At 41.1% G+C, this 24,917-nt stretch carries 25 protein-coding genes; 11 read left to right on the forward strand and 14 right to left on the reverse strand.

Going from position 1 to position 24,917, the window contains the following annotated elements; genetic code table 11:
• The first annotated feature begins 55 nt into the window (after positions 1 to 55).
• The 4 genes from I6E24_RS03410 (at position 56) to I6E24_RS03425 (ending at position 4,719) form a co-directional block, all read left to right on the forward strand.
• Entirely contained in the window at positions 56 to 1,729 is a 1,674-nt protein-coding gene (locus I6E24_RS03410) for a nucleoside kinase (protein WP_235326296.1), read from the forward strand.
• 55 nt (positions 1,730 to 1,784) lie between these two features.
• Positions 1,785 to 2,444: a hypothetical protein gene (locus I6E24_RS03415; RefSeq protein ID WP_235326232.1), complete on the forward strand. Its 660-nt coding sequence runs from the start codon at positions 1,785 to 1,787 to the stop codon at positions 2,442 to 2,444.
• Between the two features lie 210 nt (positions 2,445 to 2,654).
• Complete coding sequence (locus I6E24_RS03420; protein WP_235326234.1) at positions 2,655 to 4,007, forward strand: MATE family efflux transporter; 1,353 nt, start codon at positions 2,655 to 2,657, stop codon at positions 4,005 to 4,007.
• 82 nt (positions 4,008 to 4,089) lie between these two features.
• The gene (locus I6E24_RS03425; protein WP_235326236.1) at positions 4,090 to 4,719 is read left to right on the forward strand and encodes a cytidylate kinase-like family protein; all 630 of its coding nucleotides are present in this window, start codon (positions 4,090 to 4,092) and stop codon (positions 4,717 to 4,719) included.
• 64 nt (positions 4,720 to 4,783) lie between these two features.
• On the opposite strand, the gene I6E24_RS03430 is transcribed toward I6E24_RS03425, so the two are convergent.
• Complete coding sequence (locus I6E24_RS03430) at positions 4,784 to 5,215, reverse strand: helix-turn-helix transcriptional regulator (protein WP_235326238.1); 432 nt, start codon at positions 5,213 to 5,215, stop codon at positions 4,784 to 4,786.
• A gap of 200 nt (positions 5,216 to 5,415) precedes the next feature.
• Between I6E24_RS03430 and I6E24_RS03435 the strand changes: the two genes are divergently transcribed.
• Together I6E24_RS03435 and I6E24_RS03440 are read left to right on the forward strand one after the other, a co-directional pair.
• On the forward strand, positions 5,416 to 5,703 hold the full coding sequence (locus I6E24_RS03435) for a hypothetical protein (RefSeq protein ID WP_235326240.1): 288 nt from the start codon (positions 5,416 to 5,418) through the stop codon (positions 5,701 to 5,703).
• Between the two features lie 44 nt (positions 5,704 to 5,747).
• Positions 5,748 to 6,194 (forward strand): hypothetical protein, encoded by a 447-nt coding sequence (locus I6E24_RS03440; RefSeq protein ID WP_235326242.1) that lies wholly within the window; start codon positions 5,748 to 5,750, stop codon positions 6,192 to 6,194.
• Positions 6,195 to 6,309: 115 nt separating this feature from the next.
• On the opposite strand, the gene thrC is transcribed toward I6E24_RS03440, so the two are convergent.
• From thrC to hpt, 10 genes are all read right to left on the reverse strand, one after another.
• Positions 6,310 to 7,611 carry a threonine synthase gene (gene thrC, locus I6E24_RS03445; protein ID WP_235326244.1) on the reverse strand — a complete coding sequence of 434 codons (1,302 nt, stop codon included), beginning with the start codon at positions 7,609 to 7,611 and terminating at the stop codon, positions 6,310 to 6,312.
• A gap of 16 nt (positions 7,612 to 7,627) precedes the next feature.
• Positions 7,628 to 8,845, reverse strand: coding sequence for a cofactor-independent phosphoglycerate mutase (locus I6E24_RS03450; protein WP_235326246.1), 1,218 nt, complete (start codon positions 8,843 to 8,845; stop codon positions 7,628 to 7,630).
• Between the two features lie 15 nt (positions 8,846 to 8,860).
• Positions 8,861 to 11,293 (reverse strand): bifunctional aspartate kinase/homoserine dehydrogenase I, encoded by a 2,433-nt coding sequence (thrA, locus tag I6E24_RS03455; RefSeq protein WP_235326248.1) that lies wholly within the window; start codon positions 11,291 to 11,293, stop codon positions 8,861 to 8,863.
• A gap of 524 nt (positions 11,294 to 11,817) precedes the next feature.
• Positions 11,818 to 12,339 carry a porin family protein gene (locus I6E24_RS03460; protein ID WP_235326250.1) on the reverse strand — a complete coding sequence of 174 codons (522 nt, stop codon included), beginning with the start codon at positions 12,337 to 12,339 and terminating at the stop codon, positions 11,818 to 11,820.
• Positions 12,340 to 12,462: 123 nt separating this feature from the next.
• On the reverse strand, positions 12,463 to 12,654 hold the full coding sequence (locus I6E24_RS03465) for a hypothetical protein (RefSeq protein WP_235326252.1): 192 nt from the start codon (positions 12,652 to 12,654) through the stop codon (positions 12,463 to 12,465).
• A gap of 52 nt (positions 12,655 to 12,706) precedes the next feature.
• On the reverse strand, positions 12,707 to 13,369 hold the full coding sequence (locus I6E24_RS03470) for a B3/B4 domain-containing protein (RefSeq protein ID WP_235326298.1): 663 nt from the start codon (positions 13,367 to 13,369) through the stop codon (positions 12,707 to 12,709).
• Between the two features lie 80 nt (positions 13,370 to 13,449).
• Entirely contained in the window at positions 13,450 to 14,256 is an 807-nt protein-coding gene (gene pgeF / locus I6E24_RS03475) for a peptidoglycan editing factor PgeF (RefSeq protein WP_235326254.1), read from the reverse strand.
• Positions 14,256 to 15,437: a GTPase ObgE gene (obgE, locus tag I6E24_RS03480; protein ID WP_235326256.1), complete on the reverse strand. Its 1,182-nt coding sequence runs from the start codon at positions 15,435 to 15,437 to the stop codon at positions 14,256 to 14,258. The genes pgeF and obgE overlap by 1 nt, the downstream gene beginning before the upstream one ends.
• Positions 15,438 to 15,546: 109 nt before the next feature.
• Positions 15,547 to 16,116, reverse strand: a complete 570-nt coding sequence (locus I6E24_RS03485) for an adenylate kinase (RefSeq protein ID WP_235326258.1) — start codon at positions 16,114 to 16,116, stop codon at positions 15,547 to 15,549.
• A gap of 44 nt (positions 16,117 to 16,160) precedes the next feature.
• Entirely contained in the window at positions 16,161 to 16,700 is a 540-nt protein-coding gene (gene hpt / locus I6E24_RS03490; RefSeq protein ID WP_235326260.1) for a hypoxanthine phosphoribosyltransferase, read from the reverse strand.
• A gap of 155 nt (positions 16,701 to 16,855) precedes the next feature.
• Between hpt and I6E24_RS03495 the strand changes: the two genes are divergently transcribed.
• The 3 genes from I6E24_RS03495 to I6E24_RS03505 all read left to right on the forward strand — a co-directional run bounded on the left by I6E24_RS03495 (position 16,856) and on the right by I6E24_RS03505 (position 20,107).
• Positions 16,856 to 18,382, forward strand: a complete 1,527-nt coding sequence (locus tag I6E24_RS03495; RefSeq protein WP_235326262.1) for an NAD(P)H-hydrate dehydratase — start codon at positions 16,856 to 16,858, stop codon at positions 18,380 to 18,382.
• A gap of 13 nt (positions 18,383 to 18,395) precedes the next feature.
• A complete protein-coding gene (locus I6E24_RS03500; RefSeq protein ID WP_235326264.1) occupies positions 18,396 to 19,463 on the forward strand; it encodes a DUF4831 family protein in 1,068 nt (355 codons plus the stop codon).
• A gap of 86 nt (positions 19,464 to 19,549) precedes the next feature.
• A complete protein-coding gene (locus I6E24_RS03505) occupies positions 19,550 to 20,107 on the forward strand; it encodes a DUF3332 domain-containing protein (RefSeq protein ID WP_235326266.1) in 558 nt (185 codons plus the stop codon).
• A gap of 164 nt (positions 20,108 to 20,271) precedes the next feature.
• On the opposite strand, the gene I6E24_RS03510 is transcribed toward I6E24_RS03505, so the two are convergent.
• Complete coding sequence (locus I6E24_RS03510) at positions 20,272 to 21,939, reverse strand: outer membrane beta-barrel protein (protein WP_235326268.1); 1,668 nt, start codon at positions 21,937 to 21,939, stop codon at positions 20,272 to 20,274.
• A 16-nt stretch (positions 21,940 to 21,955) separates the two neighbouring features.
• Positions 21,956 to 22,228, reverse strand: coding sequence for a carboxypeptidase regulatory-like domain-containing protein (locus I6E24_RS03515; RefSeq protein WP_235326270.1), 273 nt, complete (start codon positions 22,226 to 22,228; stop codon positions 21,956 to 21,958).
• A gap of 187 nt (positions 22,229 to 22,415) precedes the next feature.
• Here I6E24_RS03515 and I6E24_RS03520 point away from each other — a divergent pair, with 187 nt between their 5' ends.
• Positions 22,416 to 23,462, forward strand: coding sequence for a sensor histidine kinase (locus tag I6E24_RS03520; RefSeq protein WP_235326272.1), 1,047 nt, complete (start codon positions 22,416 to 22,418; stop codon positions 23,460 to 23,462).
• 2 nt (positions 23,463 to 23,464) lie between these two features.
• Positions 23,465 to 24,178 carry a LytR/AlgR family response regulator transcription factor gene (locus I6E24_RS03525; protein WP_235326274.1) on the forward strand — a complete coding sequence of 238 codons (714 nt, stop codon included), beginning with the start codon at positions 23,465 to 23,467 and terminating at the stop codon, positions 24,176 to 24,178.
• Positions 24,179 to 24,180: 2 nt separating this feature from the next.
• Here I6E24_RS03525 and I6E24_RS03530 read toward each other — a convergent pair whose 3' ends face one another.
• The gene (locus I6E24_RS03530) at positions 24,181 to 24,867 is read right to left on the reverse strand and encodes a hypothetical protein (RefSeq protein ID WP_235326276.1); all 687 of its coding nucleotides are present in this window, start codon (positions 24,865 to 24,867) and stop codon (positions 24,181 to 24,183) included.
• Positions 24,868 to 24,917 lie beyond the last annotated feature (50 nt).

Raw genomic sequence — 24,917 nt, forward strand, 5'->3', positions numbered from 1 at the left:
CAATCTGAATATAATTGAGTAAATTGACTGCCGGTTAATCCATTCAGTAATACATATTACAATTATGTTACAAATATATTGCAAAAACAATAAAGAAACAAGAGAATTTCCAGAAGGAACTTCTCTTATAGAGATTTATAATCAACTTGGATTGAATATGCCATACGGTCCGGTAAGCGCCAAAGTAAACAATAAAGTGGAAAATCTCAATTTCAGAGTATACTACAACAAGGATATAGAATTTCTCGACATCACCAGCGCCTCAGGAATGAGAACATACGTACGTTCACTGTGCTTCATACTGGTAAAAGCTGTCGACGACCTGTACCCGTGCGGAACAATTTCTCTTGAACATCCGGTATCAAAAGGCTATTTCTGCAAACTGCATATTGACAGGACAATCGGGCTGGACGATGTGTCACGCATTAAGAAAAGAATGCAGGAAATCATTAATGATGATTTACCTATAACACGATACGAACAACGTACAGAAGAGGTAATAAAGATATTCCAGGAAAGAGGTATGACGGACAAGGTAAAACTTCTGTCTACTTCAGGACAGCTGTATTCATTCTACTATAAGCTTGGTGAAACATTGGATTGCTATTACAGCAGCCTTGTACCAAGCACAGGATACATCAAAAAGTTCGATATAGTGAAATATTATGACGGGTTGCTGCTGCAGATACCAAATAGAAACAACCCTGATAAAATAGAAGAACTTATCAAACAGGAAAAGATGCTTGAAGTTTTCCAGGAACATCACCGATGGAATGAAATTCTTGGAATAAGCACAGTGGGAGATTTCAACATAGCCTGCAATGAAGGTCATGCAATAGACCTCATCAATGTGTCCGAAGCGCTTCAGGAAAGGAAAATCGTGAAAATAGCAGATGAAATATCTGCCCGCCAGACCGGAGATAACAGAATAAAGATAATTCTGATTTCAGGACCTTCGTCTTCCGGAAAGACCACATTCAGCAAGCGACTGAGCATACAGCTGATGACAAACGGACTGAAACCATATCCTATATCACTGGATGATTATTTCGTGAACAGAGACAACACTCCGCTTGACGAAAACGGTAACCATGATTTTGAATCTCTTTACGCTGTCGACCTTCCTTTCTTCAAGAAACAGCTTGACACACTGCTCCAGGGGGGCGAAGTGGAACTTCCCAAATTCAATTTCACAAGCGGAATGAGGGAAAGCAGCGGTACGAAATTCAGATTGGAGGACAATATGATTCTAATCCTTGAGGGAATACATGCCTTAAACCCTGAACTGACACCTAATATTCCTGCCGACAATAAATATAAGATTTACGTATCGGCACTTACCACAATATTACTGGACAAACATAATTATATACCGACAACAGACAACAGACTCTTACGCCGAATAATACGCGACTATAAATACAGAGGAAGTTCCGCAGAAGCCACAATATCCCGCTGGCCTAGCGTGCGGGCAGGCGAGGAAAAATGGATTTTCCCATATCAGGAGAATGCAGATGCCATGTTCAACTCTGCACTGCTGTTTGAACTCGCGGTAATCAAAGACCATATTGAACCTATTCTGAGAAAAGTACCGAACAGTAGTCCGGAATATTCGGAAGCCCACAGACTACTGCACTTCCTGAGCTACTTTGTATCTATACGTGACACAGAGTTACCTCCTACATCATTGTTAAGAGAATTCCTTGGAGGAAGTAGTTTTGAATACTAAAAGAAGAAACTGACACAAACACATATTTTATAAATAATATAGAAACTCATAATATATGACAAATTATATATACTTGATATTCTTAATTATTTTGTTACCGGCGCATGGTGCAGCCCAGAATAATGAGACAGAGCCAATAAGTATAAAAAATGATTCGGCTTACAACGCCAAACCTGAAAATTTCTCAAGCCGTACCGATTCATTAAGTACCCCACTCGTAGCGCCAATAATGCAAGCCGGAATGTATCCATCATTCAGCATGTACGGAATCAGTCCGTTTTCTTACAGTTATGCCAATTGGGAACTCCACAAAGGGTTCAACGCTTCTCTGGGCATGCACGTTACGTTCAGTCCGTCAAAATACGCCCCATCAGGAGTAGGATTCGGACAGGATGCGGCATTCATGTATGCTGTGCCTGTAAACAACAGATTCAGCGTAGCTGCAGGACTATACGCTACAAACATGGACTGGGGATTCATCAACTATAAAAATGTAGGAATAGCCGGAGTTGCCGCATTCAAACTCAACGACAGAATTACACTCTATGGATATGGAAACAAGTCGCTCATGCCTCAACGTTCCCCACTCTATTATCCGCTACCAAACTTCTCGCCTGACAAACTGGGAGGAATGATAAATTTCAAAATAGGCGAAAGCTCATCTATCAGTTTTGGAGTGGAAGGCATAAAAGGTTACGGACCATACTATTGGTAACACTGTACGAACATATTTTCTGGTGCTGACCATAGTCGGCACCACTGCCGACCATGGTGGGAAGCATTGCCGACTATGGTCGGCAGCTCTGCCTACTACAGTCAGCACCAAAGAATGTCAGAGCTTCTGCACAATTCTATTGACAAACCTTGTCACAGGATAGGATAAAAAATCCTAACTTTGCACCCGGTAAAGAAATTTCGAAAATATATGTCACAAAAAGTAACTGCTACTGAACTAGGAACCGAACCTATCGGTAAACTTCTTATGCAATATGCCGTACCGGCAATTATTGCAATGACTGCATCATCACTCTACAACATGGTGGACAGTATCTTCATCGGCCACGGTGTAGGTCCGATGGCCATCTCCGGTCTTGCCATAACATTTCCACTGATGAACCTTGCTGCAGCATTCGGCTCATTAGTTGGTGTAGGTGCCTCAACACTAGTCTCCGTCAAATTGGGACAGAAAGATTACTCATCTGCACAACACATTCTGGGAAACGTTGTTTCGCTTAACGTAATCATGGGTATATTGTTTACGATAATCACACTGATATTCCTCGACCCTATATTGTATTTCTTCGGAGCAAGTGAAGCCACTATTCCATACGCACGCGATTATATGGTGATAATCCTCCTGGGAAATGCCATCACACATCTTTATCTCGGACTGAACTCAGTTCTCCGCTCGGCAGGTCATCCGCAAAAAGCTATGCTGGCAACCATACTGACCGTTATCATCAACACCATACTGGACCCTCTGTTCATTTATGGTTTCAACATGGGTATAAAAGGAGCCGCAATAGCAACAATACTGGCTCAGATTATCTCATTGATATGGCTTATAAAGATATTCAGCAACAAGAATGAACTGCTGCATTTCAAAAGAGGTATCTACCGCCTTCATGGCAATCTGGTATCCAATATAATAGGAATAGGCATGGCTCCGTTCCTTATGAATCTTGCATCATGTTTCATTGTCATCCTTATCAACAAAGGACTGAAACTATATGACGGCGACCTTGCCATAGGAGCATTCGGAATAGTGAACAGAATAGTCTTCCTGTTCGTAATGATTGTCATGGGCCTCAATCAGGGAATGCAACCTATAGCCGGATATAACTTCGGCGCACAACAGTACCACCGTGTAAACCACGTCATGAAACTGACCGTCATTGCAGCCACCATAATAACAACTTCCGGATTTATTGTAGGCGAATTCATTCCAAAACTTGCCGTATCAGCCTTCACTACAGACGAGACTCTGATAAACCTTTCTGCAAACGGATTAAGAATAGTGGTTATGTTCTTCCCTATCATAGGTTTCCAGATGGTTACATCCAATTTCTTCCAGAGTATCGGTATGGCACGCAAGGCTATCATTCTGTCATTGAGCCGTCAGGTTCTGATACTTATACCATGTCTGTTCATACTGCCTCTGTTCTTCGGCTCGCACGGAGTGTGGATAAGCATGCCGATATCCGACCTTGCAGCAAGTGTACTGGCTGCAATAATGCTTTACAGGCAGTTCAACAAATTCAGGAAGCACAGTGCTTAAGTTAACGTAAATACATTTTGAATTTTGATTCATAAGAATTATATTTGTGGAAAGAGTGCGACAAATTTAAAATCTTACAACCATGAAAGATAATTTTGTAATAAACCTCGGACGTCAGCTAGGTAGCGGCGGAAGGGAAATAGGCGAAAAACTGGCAAAAGAACTAAATATAGCTTTCTACGACAAGGAACTGATAAATCTGGCATCAAAAGAGAGCGGACTGTGTCGCGAATTCTTCGAACAGGCAGACGAGAAAGCATCCAAGACCATACTTGGAGGATTATTCGGCTCAAGATTTCCTTTCCTTACTGAAGGGGCTTATCCATATAATTCATACCTCAGCAATGATTCTCTGTTCAAGATTCAAAGTGATGTGATAAGAGACCTGGCAGAAAAGCAGTCATGTCTTTTCGTAGGACGTTGTGCCGACTACATTCTGCGCGACCATCCACGATGTGCAAATGTCTTTATATCATCATCTCCAGAAGCACGAATAGAACGCCTTATGGCAACTTTGGAAATATCTGCCGAAGAAGCAGAAGAGCTTATGGAAAAAGCAGACAAGAAGCGTTCTTCATATTATAACTACTACAGCTACAAGACATGGGGTGCTGCAGCAACCTATCATCTCTGCGTCGATTCTTCCGTACTTGGTATAGACGGTACAGTAGAATTTGTAAAAGGATTCGTCACAAAAAAATTAGGCCTATAATACAAACTCCAAGACGATACACGGATAATTTTCAGATATACATTCACAGTCAGCCATAAAGTATTTATTGCTCTATGGCTGATTTTTTATTGTCCGCCACTCCTTTCTCATACAGGTTTGGCGAAGTTCCGGTAATCTGTCTGAACACACGGTTGAAATTATTAGGTGTACTGAATCCTGTCTCGTATGCAATCTGCTGCATTGTTTTTCCGCCATCCGAAAACAATTCTATCGCCCTGTTTACCCTATGCCTGTTAATAAACGAATTAAATCTGATACCTGAATCATGAAGCAAACGGCTCAAATTCCTAACAGAAATATTGAATTCAGCCGCCACATGCTCAATCTTCAGATTCCTGAAAGCGTGTTCCCTCATATAGCATAATACGGGATATAGCCTATGGTCATTAGGTATAGACATTGTTTTCAACAGAAAATCCACTTTATAGCTCAATATCGGCAGAAGATTGAAAAAACTGATTGCAAAATCAAACATTATCTGGAAATATCAAAACTCAGCAATCAGAAATACGTTTATGAAAACAATATCAGCCAGACCAAACTCCTGGTAAAGGATATGCAGGCAGCATATAAGCAGGGAACAGCACTGAAAAGCGACATTACACGCTATGAGCTGCAACACTGTATAACATCGACTGGCTTGGAGCTGCACTATGGGTAGTATTTCTATTCTCAGTGGTATTTATATGTATATACGGTGAATACTATGACTGGTTCGACAGCTCTGAAATTCGTGCATGTGCCGTGATTGCAGTAATATGTCTGCTGATGAACTTCAACCGCATGCAGACTCTGAAGCGTCCATACATAGAGCCGGAGGTGTTTACATATTCCAAGTTCCCTATCATACTGTTGTTGTTCCTGGTGCTCTGTATATATCTTACTACGTCTACCGTATTACAAACACTCTTCATGAGTTCTATTCTGAAATACGATACACTTAATTCCGTATCGCTCAAATAGAAAGTCTATACTTCCCTAATTTCATCCGTGGTATAGGATATGGAATGCTTTACATCTCATTGACCATATTTATAGCTGTCAGTGTTCCGTTCAAGCACTTCTTCCAGGCACTATGCGTACTCAGTTTCATAAGAACAAGTATAGCTACCCCACTAGGGACAGCACTCCTGAATAGAGCAATGAGATATCTTGAGCAAGACAATATAGCCACAATAAGCCGAAACATGGACCAGGTACGCGCATGGTCAGAAAGCATTCCGATGAATACCCTCTATAATCTGATAAAGACACAGACTACACTGACCAGCCTTAAGGAACTTTTCGGATGGGTATGTATACAGGGCACAATTTTCCTGATTATAATAATGAGCTACCGTCTGTGGCGCGACCGCGAAGAGACATTCCGTCATCCGGTACACAAAGCTATGAATTTCCACAGAAAGGTTAAGACCAGAATGCGGAAAGGATACAAGACAGTTGAAAACCAATAACCATAAATTTTAAACAGTGTTTAAATAGTATTTAAACACTGTTTAAACGATATTAAAAAAGGTTGCCTAAGAAAAAATCTTAAACAACCTTACAGAATTATTTATAAGTTATGAATCATTGTTTCATCAAATACTCCTTGAAAGAAGCGAAATCCTTGCTCATAGGCACGCTGAGTTTCTTTCCGCGCATAAACTCCTGAAGTTTCTCAGGAATCTTCACTTCTGCACCAATAATGTTCTGCACAGTTTGAAGAAATTTTGCAGGATGGGCAGTTTCCAGGAATACACCTGTTTCACCCGGCTGCAAGTCTTCTGCCAATGCACGATATCCGCATGCTCCATGAGGGTCGAGCAGATAGCCTGTTTCCTCATAAACCTTCTGCACAGTCTCACTTATCTGTTCGTCAGTATAAGTTTCGCCAGAGATTTCTGCAGCTATCGCATCATGACTTCCACCGTATAGGTCAAGAATACGTGCAAAGTTACTTGGATCGCCAACATCCATCGCATTTGCGATAGTAGCTATGGAAGGACGTGGATTATATTCTCCTGTCTTCAGATATTGATAGAAGATGTCGTTACGGTTATTGGCTGCAATGAAACGTTTGATAGGCAATCCCATCTTCTTTCCGAACAGTCCGGCTGTGATGTTTCCGAAATTACCGCTTGGAACACAAACAACAAGATTGTCAGCCAGTCCCTGTTTCTTCATCTGTGCGTATGCATAGAAATAATAGAATGACTGAGGAAGGAAGCGTGCCACATTGATAGAGTTGGCAGAAGTGAGCTGCATGTGAGCATTAAGTTCCTTGTCCATAAATGCATTCTTCACCAAAGCCTGACAGTCATCGAATGTACCGTCCACCTCGATTGCAGTAATATTCTTTCCGAGGGTAGTGAACTGTTTTTCCTGAATTTCGCTCACTTTACCTTTAGGATACAGTACATAAACATGGATACCTTCTACTCCTAGGAAACCATTTGCCACAGCACTACCTGTATCACCTGATGTAGCTACAAGCACGTTTACCTCCTTCTTGCCTTCCTTACGGATGAAATATCCCAAAAGTCGTGCCATGAAACGTCCGCCAACATCCTTGAATGCCAAAGTAGGACCATGGAAAAGTTCCAGTGAATAAATATTGTCTTTAACCTTTACGGCAGGAACATCAAAGTTCAATGTATCATAAACAATGTGTTTCAAAGTCTCTGCAGGAACATCCTCACCGAAGAAAGCGTCAGCCACACGGTAGGCTATTTCCTGAAACGAAAGGTTTTCTATCTCGTCAAAGAATGATTTTGGCAAAGGCTTTATCTCGTAAGGCATGTACAGACCTTTGTCCGATGCCAGACCTTTTACCACTGCTTCTTCCAGCGATGCGTCCGAAGCCTGTTTGTTTGTACTGTAATATTTCATAACACTAACTTGTTTTTCATTTATCATTATTCATAAATTCATTCATAAACTCGTCCCTTTCCATTGTACCATACACTCCGGATTTGCAGGAAATCTCATCGTATGTCTGTACGCTGTCAGGCTCAATGCCCGGATAATAGATCAGGAAAGGAACAGGCTCATTGGTATGAGTGCGATGCTCGCATGGTGTAGGATGGTCAGGAAGTACGGCAATAGCGACAGGCTCATCCCAGTCCTTTACAGCCTCATATATCGGACCTACCGCACGTTTATCCAGATTTTCTATAGTCTGAAGTTTTAAATTCACATCTCCTTCATGTCCGGCTTCATCGCTTGCCTCAATATGCAGATAAACAAAATCATCCGTCTTCAAGGCCTCGATTGCAGCAGCTGCCTTTCCTTCATAATTAGTATTATAAAGTCCTGTAGCACCTTCCACATCTATACATCTCAATCCGGCATAACGTCCGATACCACGAATAAGATCTACAGCGGTTATCACAGAACCTTTCTTTATCTGAGGATATTTCTGTGACAATGGTTCCATCTTAGGTCTGTAGCCAGGACTCCATGGCCAGATACTGTTGGCAGGATCCTTGCCTTCAGCTATACGTTTCAGATTAACCGGATGAGATGCCAGCAGTTCCTGAGATTTAAGAATAAGTGCATTCAGCAAATCTGCTGTTTCCTGAGCCTCCGGACATTCAGCCTTAATCATATTAGGGCGGAACGGCTGCATAGGAATGTCATGAGGCGGAACGCAATGAAGATGCTTGTTACCGCCTTTTATTACCAGAAGATGACGGTACTGAACACCTGTATAGAAATGTATCCTGTCAGTACCAAGTCGTTCTTCAAGGAATTTAATAAGTTCGTCAGCCTCTTCCGTCGTGATATGTCCTGCCGAATGATTTTTAAGAGTTTCTCCTTCCACACATATAATATTGCAACGCATAGCCATATCTCCCGGCTCAAGGTCAACACCGATGCTTGCAGCTTCAAGCACTCCGCGTCCCTCATACACCGTAGGCAAGTCATATCCCATTACCGACATGTTTGCAACCTCGCTGCCGGGATGAAAACCGTCGGCTACTGTCTTCAGCATACCGGTACGTCCCATAGCTGCAAGCTTATCCATATATGGAGTCTTTGCGTATTGCAATAAAGTCTTATCCCCAAGGGCAGGTACGGACCAGTCCGCCATACCATCACCCAGAATTATTATGTGTTTCATATTGTCCAGTTGTATTTATATATTCGCTATACTCATGATGTCGGCAAATACACCCGCTGCCGTAACACTTGCTCCGGCACCATATCCCTGAATGAGCATAGGATATTCATTATATCGTTCAGTAGTAATAAGTATAATATTGTTTGTTCCCTCAAGATTATAGAAAGGATGATTAGCGCCAACTTCCTGAAGAGAAACACTACCCTTTCCGTTTTCAAGTTTGGCAACAAATCTCCATCTCTTGTTGTTTGCTTCAAGCTCTTTACGTTTAGCCTCGAAATCAGCATCCAGCTTGCTGATGTTCTTCCAGAAATCATCAATAGTGCCTTCGAAGAACTCATCAGGTATAAAAAGATTTTTCTCCACATCTTCCTGATTGAGTCTATATCCAGCCTCGCGTGCAAGAATAACCAGCTTTCTGATAACATCTTTTCCGCTAAGGTCTATTCTTGGATCAGGTTCTGAATATCCGCCTTCCTTGGCCAGACGTATAGTCTCGCTCAAAGGAACGTCACTGCTCAACTTATTGAAAATGAAATTCAATGTACCGCTCACTACAGCTTCGATTCTCAGAATCTTGTCACCGCTATTGATAAGGTCATTTATGGTATTGATTACCGGAAGACCTGCTCCCACATTTGTCTCAAACAGGAATTTAACACCACGCTGACGGGCTATCTGCTTCAGTTCTTCATAAATTTCATATTCAGAAGATGCCGCAATCTTATTGGCAGCCACAACAGCTATATTATGACTAAGGAAATCCTTATACAGACCAGCTATGGCAGGGCTTGCAGTACAATCGACAAACACCGAATTGAATATATTCATACCTATAATCTCATCGTGAAGCACCTGCGGTGATGAAGGAATACCATTCTCCTCAAGTTCCTTACGGTAATTCTCAAGGTCTATACCTCGACGTGTGAAATATGCCTGATGTCCGTTTGCTATACCTACAACTCTCAGACGCAAACCACGTTCCTTCATAAGTTTTTCCTGCTGACCGTGAATCTGCTCAATCAGACTGTTTCCTACCGTACCAATACCGCATATGAAAAGATTCAGTACCTGGTACTCAGACAAGAAAAAAGAATCATGGATTACGTTAAGCGTCTTACGTAATGACTCAGCCTCTACAACAAAAGATATATTGGTTTCCGAAGCACCCTGAGCACAAGCTATCACGTTGATACCGTTACGTCCCAGAGTACCGAACAGCTTACCGGCGATACCAGGAGTATGTTTCATGTTCTCACCGACAATAGCAACTGTCGCCAGATTGCCTTCTGCCATCATAGGCGAAATCTCACCCATTTCTATTTCCTTGGCAAACTCGGCATTAAGCACTTCGCAAGCCAACGCAGCATCCTCATTTCGTACACCAATTGAAGTAGAGTTTTCAGACGATGCCTGTGACACAAGGAACACACTGATACCGTTTTCGGCCAAAGTCTTGAATATACGGTGGTTAACACCAATCACGCCCACCATACCAAGACCTGTCATTGTTATAAGACAAGTATCATTGATAGACGAAATACCCTTGATAGGTTTTGATGAATGATCAGAGTCCTGTTTGATGATAGTACCAGGAGCTTGCGGATTGAAAGTATTCTTAATAAGTACCGGTATATTCTTATGACACACAGGATATATTGTAGGAGGATATACAACCTTTGCACCAAAGTTACAAAGCTCCATAGCTTCGACATAACTCAGTTCATTTATAGGATATGCAGTACTGATTACACGTGGGTCGGCAGTCATAAATCCGTCAACGTCTGTCCATATTTCCAGAATATCGGCATCAAGCGCTGCGGCAATAATGGCAGCTGTATAGTCCGAACCGCCACGGCCCAAGTTAGTTACTTCACCGGTATTCTTGTCAGTAGAAATAAATCCGGGAACAAGCGAAACTTTTGGAAGCTCCACGAAAGCCTCCCTTACCAGACTGTTTGTAAGTTCGGAATCAAGGATATGTTTGTTATGCTTTTTCTCTGTCTTGATAAATTTACGAGAATCAAACCATACGGCACCTTCAATCAGAGTGGCAACTATTATGGATGACAAACGTTCGCCATAGCTTACAATGGTAGCCGAAGTCTTTGGAGACAAATCTCTGATAAGGAAAATACCCTGGAATATGTCTTTCAGTTCGCTCAACAATTCGTTCACCCTGTCAAGGAGGATTTCCCTGTCTTTTCCAGCAGGAATAACAGTGTAAACCATTTCAATATGACGGTTCACTATTTCCTTCATTTCCCTTTCGTATGCCGAATCTCCTTCCGATGCCATTTGAGATGTTTTTATCAGCTTGTCGGTTATACCTCCCAATGCCGATACAACAACTATGACTTTATCATCTATAGCCTCGACAATCTTTTTAACACTTAACATGCTATTGACAGAACCTACAGATGTTCCGCCGAATTTCAATACTTTCATACCTTTGAGATTATTGAATAGGTTTCATTGTACGCCTCCAGGCAGTACAAAAAAAATAAATGATTAAAACTTGAATAAAAAAAGAAGAAAATGCTTACGTCCGTAAGCGTGTATCACGTAGAAACACATTATATATATACTCAACCCCGAGGGGTCATCCCAGTACCACATGATGTGACGATCATACGCCCCATTCCTGATGTTGTGATATTGTTATAATGTGTAGTCATTTAGATTGAAATGTTTGTTAAAAGTTTTATCGTTGGCAAATATAAGAACATTTTTCTACAATCAAACACTAAAAGAGATTTTTTTTGCATAAAATCCCCATTTTTTGTGACAAAATAGATAAACAAACATCTTTATATACAAAAAAGGAAGATATACATAACTCATAAATCTTCCCAACTGTTATATTTTTTGTTTAAAATAATATCACAAAAAAAATGACAGTTCATTTTAATCAAAGCAACAAAGCGTTTCGATTAAAACGAACTGTCATTTTTTTATGTATGAATTATTGTTTAGAATGCGTATTCTATGCCAATAGAAATAGCTTCACCATCAACAAATGCTCCAAATCCATTGTTTGAACTATAGCCACGATAATCCTGACGGAATCCGGCGAAACCAACCTTAGTTATAAAGCTGAAATTGTCATTAAGCTTTACAGCCAAACCCGGTTTTACTCCAAGCTCAAAACCTGCATCAGCATCTCTATGAGCAACTTTATTTACAGAAACACCAAACCCCATATCGAGGAACAAACGTACCATATTGTTTTCATAATAAGAGAAACGTGCATATGGTGCGATTGCAAAAGCTGTTGTTGAAGGGCCTTCGCCTCCAGCAACATCAAGTATCAACTGTCCGCCAACAGCCCACCTTTCATTAAGTTCGTATCCGAAGTCAGGACTGATAGAGAATGATGTTCTCTCTGTATCAGTATTTCTCCACAAACTGATTCCACCACCGATGTACATTTCCTGTGCGTATGCAGTAAGCACTGCAAACATCACGAATAAAGTCATTAATACTTTTTTCATAACTCTCATTTTTTAGTTGTTAAACCATTCAGTTTTTATTTTAAGGTCAAATTTCGGAAATTTATGTTATAACCAACACTTATTTCCAAAGAAATTTAACCATAACCTTAATAATAGAACAGTTTATCCGTTTTTATGACGGTTTGCTCTGCGTCGGCGTATTTCTGCCTTCATCTTTGCTGCACCGGAATTATGAAGTCCGGTGATATATGTTTTCTTCTTTGCCTTAGTCTTTACCTTCTCTTCCTTTTTGGGTCCAGGTGACTTGGCTCCTTTGAAAACAATTCCTTCTGTCAATATCTTTTCTATATCCATAACCTAATATTTATAAAATATATAACCAGTAAAAAGTATTAAATGTTCATTATTAGCTAAAATAAATAATTTCAATATCAGTAGCATCAGCAAATTCTTTCATGAGGTCTACCATAAATCCTACAGCGTCATCAAGTCCCTCTCTGCCGCTATAGGCATTCATTATAGTTAGCAGATGTGTCGTTTCGGCTGTTATTTTTGTACGCTCATTATCACTAGTAGGGGTTCCAACTCCTCCTACAGAATCACGATAAACAGGCATTCCTTCTATATTTAACTCACCACGACCTATACCTTCGTAAGGCTCGCCTGCCTTACCTATGCCCAGAACGAGTTCATCACCATGAATTTTATCCAAATCGAATCCCCCGATGGAGTGTCCGCAGTTTATGGATGCCAGATTGATAAGATCCACCAATGTATCTATCTGATACAATGGTATGCCACGAAGTATACGGCGGCACAAAGCCTCTGACGAAGGCCTATATCGGCTGGGATCTTTTCCACATTTCTTGTATGCCTGACGGGTGGCCTGTATTGACGGCATATCCTTTATGGAATCGGTAGTATACTTTGAACGGTAAAGCTCTGTAAACTCATCAATACGTTTCCATAACTCTTCATTATACCCTGAATTCTTTACATTGGCAAATACAGCAGCGCCCTGAAATTCGGGCCAAGCCTGCCTAAGATCATCGGAAACTGATATTTTAATTTTTCTATTTTCCATAATTACTTTAGATACTGTTTAATTTTACCTGTTAAACGTTATACTGAAAGTGTATTCCGCCTTAATCAACCCTTCAGCATTATCCCCGAGATTATTCTTCCAGAATTTATACCCAATCGACGTGCAGAAAAAAAGTCTTCACATTCTGTGTATGTACATATTCCACTAACTTCGATTTTGTCAGGGTTTACTCCGACAGATACAAGCTGCTGCCTGTTAGCCTCCCAAAGATCAATATGCCATTTTGAATATCTGCGGGCAATAATATCCATATTAAAACCTGCATCCTTGAAAGTCTGGTATACCTCGTCGCCTACTTCGAAAGACTGTAGCGAAATTCCAGGGCCAATGACAGCCACTACATCCTGCATCCTGGTTCCGTATGCAGACCGCATCTGTTTCAGAGTTTTCTCTACGATACGTGCCACAGTACCGCGCCAACCGGCATGTATGGCAGCTACTGCCTTATTACGCACATCATAGCAAAGCACTGGAATACAATCGGCTGTGGAAACACAGACACATACTCCTGGAATATTTGTCATTACAGCATCTACACCTTCAAGCAAATCCTTTCGTACGACCTCATCAGCATGAAGGAATACATCGTTTATCATGCGGATTTCAGTGGAATGTATCTGATGCGGAACAACCAATAACTTAGGTCGGAACGGCATTATCTCAGCCAGCAATTCCCTGTTTCTTTCCACATTTTCCGGACAGTCTCCACAATAATGGTTACAGTTGAACGATGAATATTGTCCTGAACTGTATCCGCCATGGCGTGTGGTAGAGAAACAAAAAATGTCAGCATACGATTTGTTTAAACCGTACACCAACATTCTATTATCTTTTGAAAATAAGTTATTCATTATTTTTCCGGTTCTTCATCCCAGTCGTCTTCTTCGTATTCATACTCGAAATCATCTTCGTCCACTTCCTCATATTCGTATTCGAAGTCTTCATCCTCACCCATATCCTGAAGCTCCTGCTGAAGTTTTGAAACATCTTTCGAACGGTGTACAATGGCATCACGTCTCACAGACTCAAGCTGATTGCTTTCCTTATTGAGTTCAGCCCAAAGAATGTCCTTAAGCTGCTGTATTCCCATATTTGCAACGGAAGATATAAATATGTGCGGAATACCTTCAGGCAATGTAGGTTCAAGCATACTGATAAGCTCATCGTCAAGCATATCGCATTTGGTAATAGCCAGTACACGCTGCTTGTCAAGCATCTCAGGATTAAACGTAGCCAGCTCGTTGAGCAGGATCTCGTATTCCTTGCGGATATCGTCTGTATCGCCCGGAACCATAAACAGCAACAGTGAATTGCGCTCTATGTGACGAAGGAAACGTAGTCCGAGTCCCTTACCCTCACTTGCTCCTTCTATAATACCCGGAATGTCTGCCATTACGAATGACTTTCCATCGCGATATGACACGATTCCCAGGTTAGGTTCAAGTGTAGTAAACGGATAGTTGGCTATTTTAGGACGTGCAGCCGAAACTGTAGAAAGCAAAGTAGACTTACCCGCATTAGGGAAACCTACAAGACCTACGTCTGCCAACAGTTTAAGTTCGAGTATGACTGTCATTTCCTGCATAGGTTCACCAGGCTGTGCAAATCGCGGTGCCTGACGTGTAGCGGTACGGAAGTGCCAGTTGCCCAAGCCTCCGCGTCCACCCTTAAGCAGGATTACTTCCTGACCGTGGTCTGTTATGTCGCATACATACTCTCCGGTCTCAGCATTGTAGACCACTGTACCGCACGGCACTTCTATCACTTTATCTGCACCGTCCTTACCGAAACTCTTGTTTTTCGAGCCATTTCCTCCATGTTCGGCAAACACGTGGCGTTCATACTTAAGGTGAAGCAACGTCCAGTAATTGCGGTTACCACGCAGAATTACATGACCTCCTCTACCACCGTCGCCCCCGTCCGGACCACCGTTTGGAATGTATTTCTCACGGCGCATGTGTACCGAGCCACGACCTCCCTTACCGGAGCGGCAGTAGATTTTTACATAATCAACAAAATTCGATTCAGCCATAATTTCTTTAAGAAGTTATAGAAAGTTTGATTGGGAAGTTAGAAAAGTTGGGAATTTAAGAAGTTAAAGGAGCCTGACTGTGAATTGACTCCTTTAACTTTCCATATAATTAAAGTTTATCTATTGCAGAGCAGATGTCAGCAAAGATACTGTCCATAGTACCAAGACCGTTGATGTGCTGATATTTGCCATCGTTCTTGTACCAATCGATAAGTGGAGCTGTCTGAGAGTGATAAACCACAAGACGTTTCTTGATTGTTTCTTCATTGTCATCAGCACGTCCTGATTCCTGACCACGCTTGATAAGACGAGTCATAAGTTCATCTTCCGGAACTTCAAGGTCTAGCATGATAGAAACTTCCTGGCCACGAACCTTAAGCATTTCCTTAAGAGCTTCTGCCTGAGCGATAGTACGTGGGAAACCGTCGAAGATTACACCTTTGCTGTCCTTAAAGCTGTCGAATACGCTTGCAAGGATGTCTATCATCAATGCGTCAGGAATAAGCTGACCATTGTCAATATAACCTTTTGCAGTTTTACCAAGTTCAGTACCGTTCTTGATTTCGGCACGCAAAACGTCGCCTGTTGAGATGTGGTTCAAACCATACTTTTCTACTATACGTGCACTCTGAGTTCCTTTACCTGAACCCGGTGCTCCAAAAATTACGATGTTCAACATTTTTATTCTAGTTTTTGAGTTTATAAGTTTTCTAAGTTAGTTCACTATTCATTCACCACTGTGTATATGTCACGGTAGTTACGTCCTTTTCCGTCGTAATCCAGACCATATCCCACGATAAAATCGTTTGGAATATTCATGGCAACATAGTCAATATCTAGTTTAACCTGGAGTTTGTCAGGCTTTACAAGCAATGTGGCGATACGTATTTCTTTAGGATTGCGTGCACGAAGTGTCTCTACAAGACGTTCCATTGTAAAACCGGTATCTATTATGTCTTCCACTATCACAACTGTCCTACCCGTAATATCCTCATTCAGACCGACCAGTTCCTTTACTTTTCCTGTTGAAGATGTCCCCTGATAAGAAGCAAGCTTTACGAAAGATATTTCGCATGGCATATTGATGCGCTTCATCAAATCGGCCGTAAACATAAACGATCCATTCAGTACACTGAGAAACAATGGATTGGTTCCTGCCAAATCACGGTTTATTTCATCGGCCACACGCGATACTTCTTTCAATATCTTATCCTCTGTAATAAATGTAGTAAACGACTTGTCTTTTATCTGAATAGTACTCATACAATTATGCAAGTTTAAATTGCGGGCAAATTTACGCAATTTCTGACAAATGACAACACTACGTTTTAAGTATTTAAGTATATTTTGAAGATTAAATAGCGAAAAGTTCATATGTTTTTACTACTTTTACCAACAAAATTCCATTTTAAGAAGTAATGAAAATTTTAAGTTGCGCACAACAAAAAGAAGCCGATGCTTATACGATAGAGCACGATTCAATATTATCCATCAATCTTATGGAAAAAGCTGCAAGCATGATTACAGATGCGATATGCAGAAGATGGAACAAATCACACAGAATAGTAGTTTTTGCAGGTCCCGGGAACAATGGAGGTGATGCAGTGGCAGTGGCACGTATGCTTCACCTGAAAAATTATCAGGTCCAGGTAATACTGTTCAACATTAAAGGAAATCTTTCGGATGATTGCCTTACCAACATCAAGCGCCTGCAGGAATGCGGATTCACAAACTACACAGAAGTCAGCACACAATTCGATCCTCCCAAACTTACTGCCGACGATATTGTAATAGACGGACTATTCGGTACAGGACTAAACAATCCATTAAGTGGTGGTTTCGCAGCCGTAGTACAATATATCAATGCTTCGGCAGCAAAGGTTGTCTCCATAGATATACCTTCAGGAATGATGGGTGAAGACAATACAAGAAACATCCGTCAGAATATCATAAAAGCCGATCTGACACTTACAATCAATCTTCCTAAACTATCTTTTCTTTTTGCAGAAAACGAAGACCTTGTCGGAGAAATAGAAGTGCTTGATATTGGTATCAGCAAAGAATTCGAAAAAGAGGCAGAAAGCAAAAATTTCATAACAGAGGAGAATGAAATTACAGGAATTATAAAACCAAGAAAGAAATTTTCTCACAAAGGCAATTACGGACACTCTCTAATTATAGCAGGTTCATATGGAATGGGAGGAGCTGCTGTACTGGCAGCCAAAAGCTGCATAAGAAGCGGAGTCGGACTGCTTACATTACACACACCAGTGTGCAATCATAATTTACTTCAGACATGCGTACCGGAGGCTATGACCCAGGACGACATGGATGACAGATACTTTGCCGAAGTTACAGATCTTGACAACTATCAGGCACTTGGAATAGGTCCTGGACTTGGACAGGAAGAATTTACTGCCCAGGCTATCATCAACCAATTGAGGGAATGCTATATTCCTGCAGTAATAGATGCAGATGCCATAAACGCATTGAGTACATACAGAAATCAGCTGAACTGCGTTCCGAAGGGATCTATAATTACACCTCACGTTAAGGAACTGGAAAGACTTGTAGGAAGATGCAGTAACAGTTATGAAAGAATACAGAAAGCAAAAGACCTTGCGTCATACATGCAGATATATATAGTACTGAAAGGAGCATGGACTGTGATTATAACTCCGGACGGAGAATGCCATTTCAATCCTACAGGCAATCCAGGTATGGCTACAGGCGGAAGCGGTGACGTACTTACCGGTATTCTTACTTCACTACTGGCACAAGGATATGCCACTAAGGACGCATGTCTGCTTGGAGTTTATCTTCACGGACTGGCAGGTGACATTGCAGCAGAGAATATCGGAGAAATAAGTATGAATGCTTCGGACATCATAACTGCCCTACCGGAGGCTTGGAAACAACTAACGAACAAGAAACAAACAAAATAATACTTTAAAGCTTATGAGCAAAAAAGGAATTATAGCTATGGCTATGCTGGCAGCAACTTATTGGACAGCAAACGCACAGAGTGTAGATTATTACATACCGGGAGAAGGTGAAGGTATAGCATACTTCCTGCCTAAAACAGCTGTAGAAGTTAATGTAATCGCTACGAGAGTAAAATATACTCCGGGAGACTTCTGTCAATATGCCAACAGATATTTAAGAATCAATAATGTGACGTCAGAGCCATCCACAGACTGGGAAATTAAAAAGATAGAGGTACGTACAATTGGAGTTCCAGACTCAACAAAAGCCTACATTATTAAATTAAGCGACAAAAGCGTAATGTCCGACATCGAAGTGAATGATAACGGTATAATAAAAGCTATCAACACTTCTGCTCCCAAAACAGTCAGTGCCGATTATATATTGGAGAAATCACAACCATCGGAAGACGGAAGGAAATACATGACAGAAGAAATTCTTTCTGCCGGTTCTACTGCAAAAATGGCTGAACTTACAGCTAAGGAAATTTACAACATCAGAGAAAGCAAAAACCTTATATTGCGAGGACAAGCGGACACAATGCCTAAGGACGGAGCTTCGTTGAAGCTTATTATGGACAATCTTGACAAACAGGAAAAGGCTCTTACAGAAATGTTCACAGGTAAAAAAGTTACAGAAGACAAGCTCTTCACAGCTGTAATAACCCCTGAAAATAATATAACAGAAGGTACGGTTCTAAGATTTTCAAAAAAACTCGGCATATTATCCTCCGATAATCTTGCAGGCGAACCTATATATATAAAGGTAGAAAGTCTGTCTCCAATGCAAATAACAGCACAAAGTGAAGATAACGACAAGAAAAAGAAAAAGGCACCAAAAGGGATACTATACAATATTCCTGGCAAGGGTAGTGTAACAATAACATTTAAAGGAAAATCCATTTTTGAAGACAATAATCTGATGTTTGCACAATTCGGTAATACAGAACTTCTGGTTGATGACCTTTTCAATAAGAAAGTAAGTACACGTGTTATTTTCGATACTGTTACAGGAGGTATAAAAAAGATAGACAAAGATTAATATAAAAGAGAAAATATTTGTTTTTTAGAAAAAAAACTATAACTTTGTCAAAGTATGATTGATTAAAACAAACTCTTTTATTAATTATGAAAAAGCTGAAAATTAAAGTGGCATGTGCTTTACTAGGTGGAAGCCTGCTATTCTCTTCTTGCATCGGTTCTTTTGCTTTATGGAACAATTTAAAAGACTGGAATCAAGGAATTGGAAACAAATTTGTTAACGAGTTAGTATTTTTGGCATTTAACATAATCCCTGTTTATGGTGTGGCATACTTTGCTGACGTTGTAGTTCTCAACTCCATCGAATTCTGGAGTGGTTCAAATCCTCTGGCTGATGTAGGAACCACAAAAACCGTAAAAGGCGAAAATGGCGAATACCTAATCAGAACGAACGAAAACGGATACAGCATCACAAAAAAAGGAGATGATGTTTCTATAGATTTGGTTTATAATCAGGAAAACCGTACATGGAACGCTTCTTGCGACGGTGAGTCATACGAACTTATGACTATGAACGAAGATGGAACAATAACAGTGAAACTGCAGGATGGAAATACTGTAACAGTTCTTCCTGACCAGCAGGGTTTGGCTTCAATTCGCGCTATCAGCGGCTCACAAACAGGTCTGTTTACAGCTGCTAGATAATATATAACCTGATTGATACACAAAAACATTCAGGCATCATAAAAAAAGTGTTTTTTATGATGCCTTTTTTATGTTTAGGCACAATTTAAATAGTGTTTAAACGGTTTTTAAATTGTGTTTAAACGGTTTTGCAAAAGCGTTGCAAAATGCAGTTCTTCGTATCTTTATCTGATTGTGTATACAAAGCTGACCATTGCGTATGGCTTAAGCACATTGCTGTTTATATAGTCGTAATAGTTGCTTCCGGTGCTGTGTGTGAAAGCCTGGTTCTGCTTCAGAATATCGAAGGCCTCAACCTTTATTTCCGCCGCATTGTTCTTCAGGAACTTCTTTCCCAATGATACGTTCCATAGGAAATAATCTTCATTGCCTGTATCAAGTCCCGTATAACCTATATAATTGAATGTACTGCGGAGTGTAAGTCCCCAGAAGAATGTCCAACCCAACTTGGCTGCGGCATTATGCGTGATATAATCACCCGTTCCGCTTGCTGTATTGAGAGAGCTGAATATCTTGTTTATCCCCGCCGAATAGGAAGCCGTAAAGTCGAGATTCTGACTTATATTACTACCTATAATCACTTTCGGAATGATGTTCAGTTCATTTGTCTTACTCTTCTCACCATTGAAGATAGTCGGTACATTAGAGTAGTTTGCCGATACACTGAAATTGATGTTACTGCGAATCAGGTCGAACGGGAAACCGTATGTGAGCATCGACTGCAGACTGTAATATCCGTCCATATTGACAGGCTTGGTAAATTGCGAGCCTTTATTCAGAGTAACATTGTCTGAAATCTGTATATCCTCTTTAGCGATAAATGTACTGTCCGCCACATAGCCTAATTTAGCTGTTCCTCCAATCATTGCAATAAATGTCTGTCCTGATTTCGTTGTACGGATGTATCTGAGGTTCGCTGTATGGGATATCTGCTGGTCCAAATCCGGATTACCTGTTGAAAGGAATAAAGGATTTGAGTTATCTATTACACTCTGAAGATCTGTAACCGATGGTGACGATGAGCTGCTTCTGTATCTCAGCATAAACGAATTGGTTCTGTCGAGCGAATATCTTAAATTGAAAGAAGGCAGGAATGAAAAATAGTTATTGTTCATTCTGTCTGGATTAGGGTATACAAGGTCACCCGACAATTCAGACCACTGTACATCTGCACCAATCATTGCATTCAGCTTTCCGGCATGATAACGAAGTCCTACATTTCCGGCATGAGTTGTATATCCCGTCTGGTAAACACTTGACAGACTCTCATCCAGCTGGTCATACAGATCTGTTACTGATGATTTCATATATGTTTTCTTGTCAGAATCTGAATCAGAATATGAGAACTTGTATCCCAACTGCAACTGCATATTATCAGTCAGTTTTTCAGTATAACTGAGGTTTGAGCGCAAACTGTACTGCTTGCTCATTGTATTCTTGTACTGGCTGTACTCCTCTGTCTGCGGTGTACCGGACAGCATGTTCAAAGTATTCAGATAGTCTGTATAAGTACCTCCGTCTGTATTACTCATCTTACCGTTCAGCATGAGCGACAATGTTCTTCCATCCGTCGGGAAACGGTGACGCAATATGATGTCTGCGCCCAGGTTATATGCATCTGTAGCGCTATTCGAGCTTGTATGTGTCTCGGCATCAGTCTGTCCGCTAACCATATTCTGTCCGTCCAGCAATGATATATTGTCATTATTCTGGAAGCTCACTGTAGGGCGGAACTGGAGTGATGTCCTGTCCGAAATCTTGTAATCAAGTTTCATATTGAAACGGTGGTTCCAGTTCTCCATTGTCCGTTCCTGATATTCGTCGTATGTCATACCCGGAAGCACAGATTCAAAATATTCGCGCTCGGTCTGTTGCGTATGTCACCCCGATGACATAACTGTCGTACGAAACAGATGTGAATGTAAATTTACCGTCCATGTCTGTTGAAGTGTATTTCTTCGCATCCTTATCCGAAGAAGGTGCTATACTTACCGTAGCCGAAGGCAGCGGTTCGCCGGTATTCTTGTCCGTCACGGTTCCGCTCACCGTAACCCTCCCCTGTGCCACCAACATAAGCGGCAATAACAATAAAGCAATAGATGTAAAAAGTTTCAGTTTCATATAATGTTAAATTTTTCGTTTCTGAGACAAAGCTACTCAAACTTTTAACACAAAAATCAGCTCCAGAAGCATGTAGTGGCGAACGACACACTTCAAGTGGCAAACGACAAAAAGCGTTTTTTTAACATTTCATTTATTCGCTTTTTCGGCTTATTTATTTTACATTTGCACTATAACTCTATACGATATGAACAACAAGTACTTACCCATAGGCATAGACCTATTCTTCTGTATCATTCTGCTGCCTGCCATGATGATGATGCTCCCGGTTGATAAATGGCTGGAAAGCAATTCACTCTTCGTTATCACTCTGATAGTATGGCTTTACGCCGTATATTTCTGCATCAAGCAAATCAGTGTCCCCATGGCACTGAAAGACAGAAAACATCTGCTCATAGCAATAGCCGTCCTTCTAGGTACGATATTCATAACATGGCTCATCACCCAGTATCAGATGGATTTCCCATTCCGTGGTCACAAGCCCAAAATGGAAAAGATAATTCGAAAGACTATGAGCCTAAGCAGAATAAAGCAACATCAGCAAGCCACATGGTTCATGTATCTCGTAACGATATGCTTCAGTATAGCAGTCGGTCTCCTTACAGAACTGTACAAGCAGATTATGGCACGACAGGCCAGTGAGTTCGAGAAGAAGAAAGCCGAACTGGCACTATACAAGGCTCAGATAAATCCGCATTTCCTTTTCAACACTCTGAACACCCTCTACGGACTGATGATAACCCAAAGCCAGAAGGCAGAAAGTGCTTTCATACAGTTCATAGAACTGATAAAATATATGTACACCAAGGCAACGAAAGATACCGTAAGCATTGACGAGGAGGCAGAATATATCAGTCAGTACATAGAACTCCAAAAGAACCGTATAGACGAAAACCGTACCCACATCTACTATTCGTATTCAGCCGACGAGTCAGCAAAGAATACCAAGATAGCACCGATGATACTTATATCGTTCATCGAAAACGCACTTAAATACGGTGCGTCGTCACACATAGAAAGCGATATCATAATAAGCCTTAAGGTAAACAACGACACACTGACGCTATTCACAGAAAACCATACAGTGAACCCCAAACCAGAAAACAAAGAACCGGGAATTGGTATCGCCAACTGCAAGAAAAGGCTTGAACTCCTGTATCCCGGAAAACATAACCTTGAGATAAGTAATACTAACGGTATTTTCACCGTAAACCTTATCATAAAACTGAAATGACAATGAAGTGTATAGCAATAGACGACGAGCCTGTAGCTCTTAGCATCATAGAACAGTTCTGCAAGCGTTGCTCTGACCTTGATGTAGCGACATATACAGACCCTGTGATAGGACTGGAAAAAGTAAAATCACAAAAGCCGGACATCGTTTTTCTGGATATAGAAATGGGAGGAATAAACGGCATCGACATAGCACGCGAACTTCCGGCAGGCATATATCTGATATTCACCACCGCATACGCCGAATATGCCGTTGACGGATTCGAGCTGAACGCCATCGACTACCTGCACAAGCCATTTTCATACTCACGCTTCGAGAAGGCTATAGAACGGGTACGCAGGATGAAGAAACTGGAAAGTCTTTCCGCCACGCCCGTACTTACGGAAGAGGAAGAAATAACCCTGAAAGTGGAATACAAGAACGTGAAAATAAAAATAGCCTCGATAGAATATATCGAAGCTATGGACAATTATATCAAAATCTATCTTACAGACGATGACAAGCCAGTACTATCGCAAACGAGCATGAAATCCATCATGGAAATGCTGCCTGATGACAGATTCATGCGCGTGCACAAATCATATATCATACCGCTGCACAAAGTGGCAAACTACACCCGCCGCCAGCTGACCCTCTATCATAGTGCCGTAGAGATTCCTATAGGCCGTGTGTATGCCGACGAGTTCATAAACCGATTGGGGGAAATGAAAGAATAGCATCATTTCTTTCGTGCGGCAATAGAAAGTATCACTCCAAGCAGTACTCCCAAAAGTGCGGCAAAGAGTACACGCATCTCGCCCGGAAGAAGAAAAGTTATTGTATGCGCAGGAAACCAGAACAGCGGTATCGTCTTCTTAAATACAAATCCCCACTGGACCTTCCAGTTCAGGTTCTGCATTATCTCGCCCATCTTTATCGGAGTGAACAGCCCACTCAAAGTCCCGCCATTGTTCATTATATGCGTATCGGTTATTTTATGAAGTGTCATAAACACCGGCGCGAATATGGAATTAAGTACCACGGAAATAGAAAATGCCAAAGCTACCTTTTGCCATGAAAGAGCACCTGAAAGTATAGCTGCGGTATCCTTCACCCCAAGATATTCGGCAAATGCGGGAACTCCGGTTGAGAATACAATGAAAGCCATGTTTATGCCCATTCCCAATATTCCCCAGACTATGGCACGCGGCAATACTCCGAAACCTTTGAAATAATACACTCCCCTGCTGATACGAAGTCCCAACAGCTCGCCCATTGTAGCCAATATACCGAACTTCAGGAAACTCATAACCATACCATGTTCTGCATTGAAAGAAAGATACCAATCATAAAAAGTATCAGATATAATGAAAGGAAGGAACACCGCAATGACAATCAGAATAAAAATAAGGTCTTTTGTTCTCATAATAATACGATTTTAAGTTGTTTTGCGACAAATATAGAATAAAAACGTGT

The organism is Bacteroides caecigallinarum (assembly GCF_021530995.1).
In the GTDB taxonomy this organism is placed as follows: Bacteria; Bacteroidota; Bacteroidia; order Bacteroidales; family Bacteroidaceae; genus Phocaeicola; species Phocaeicola faecigallinarum.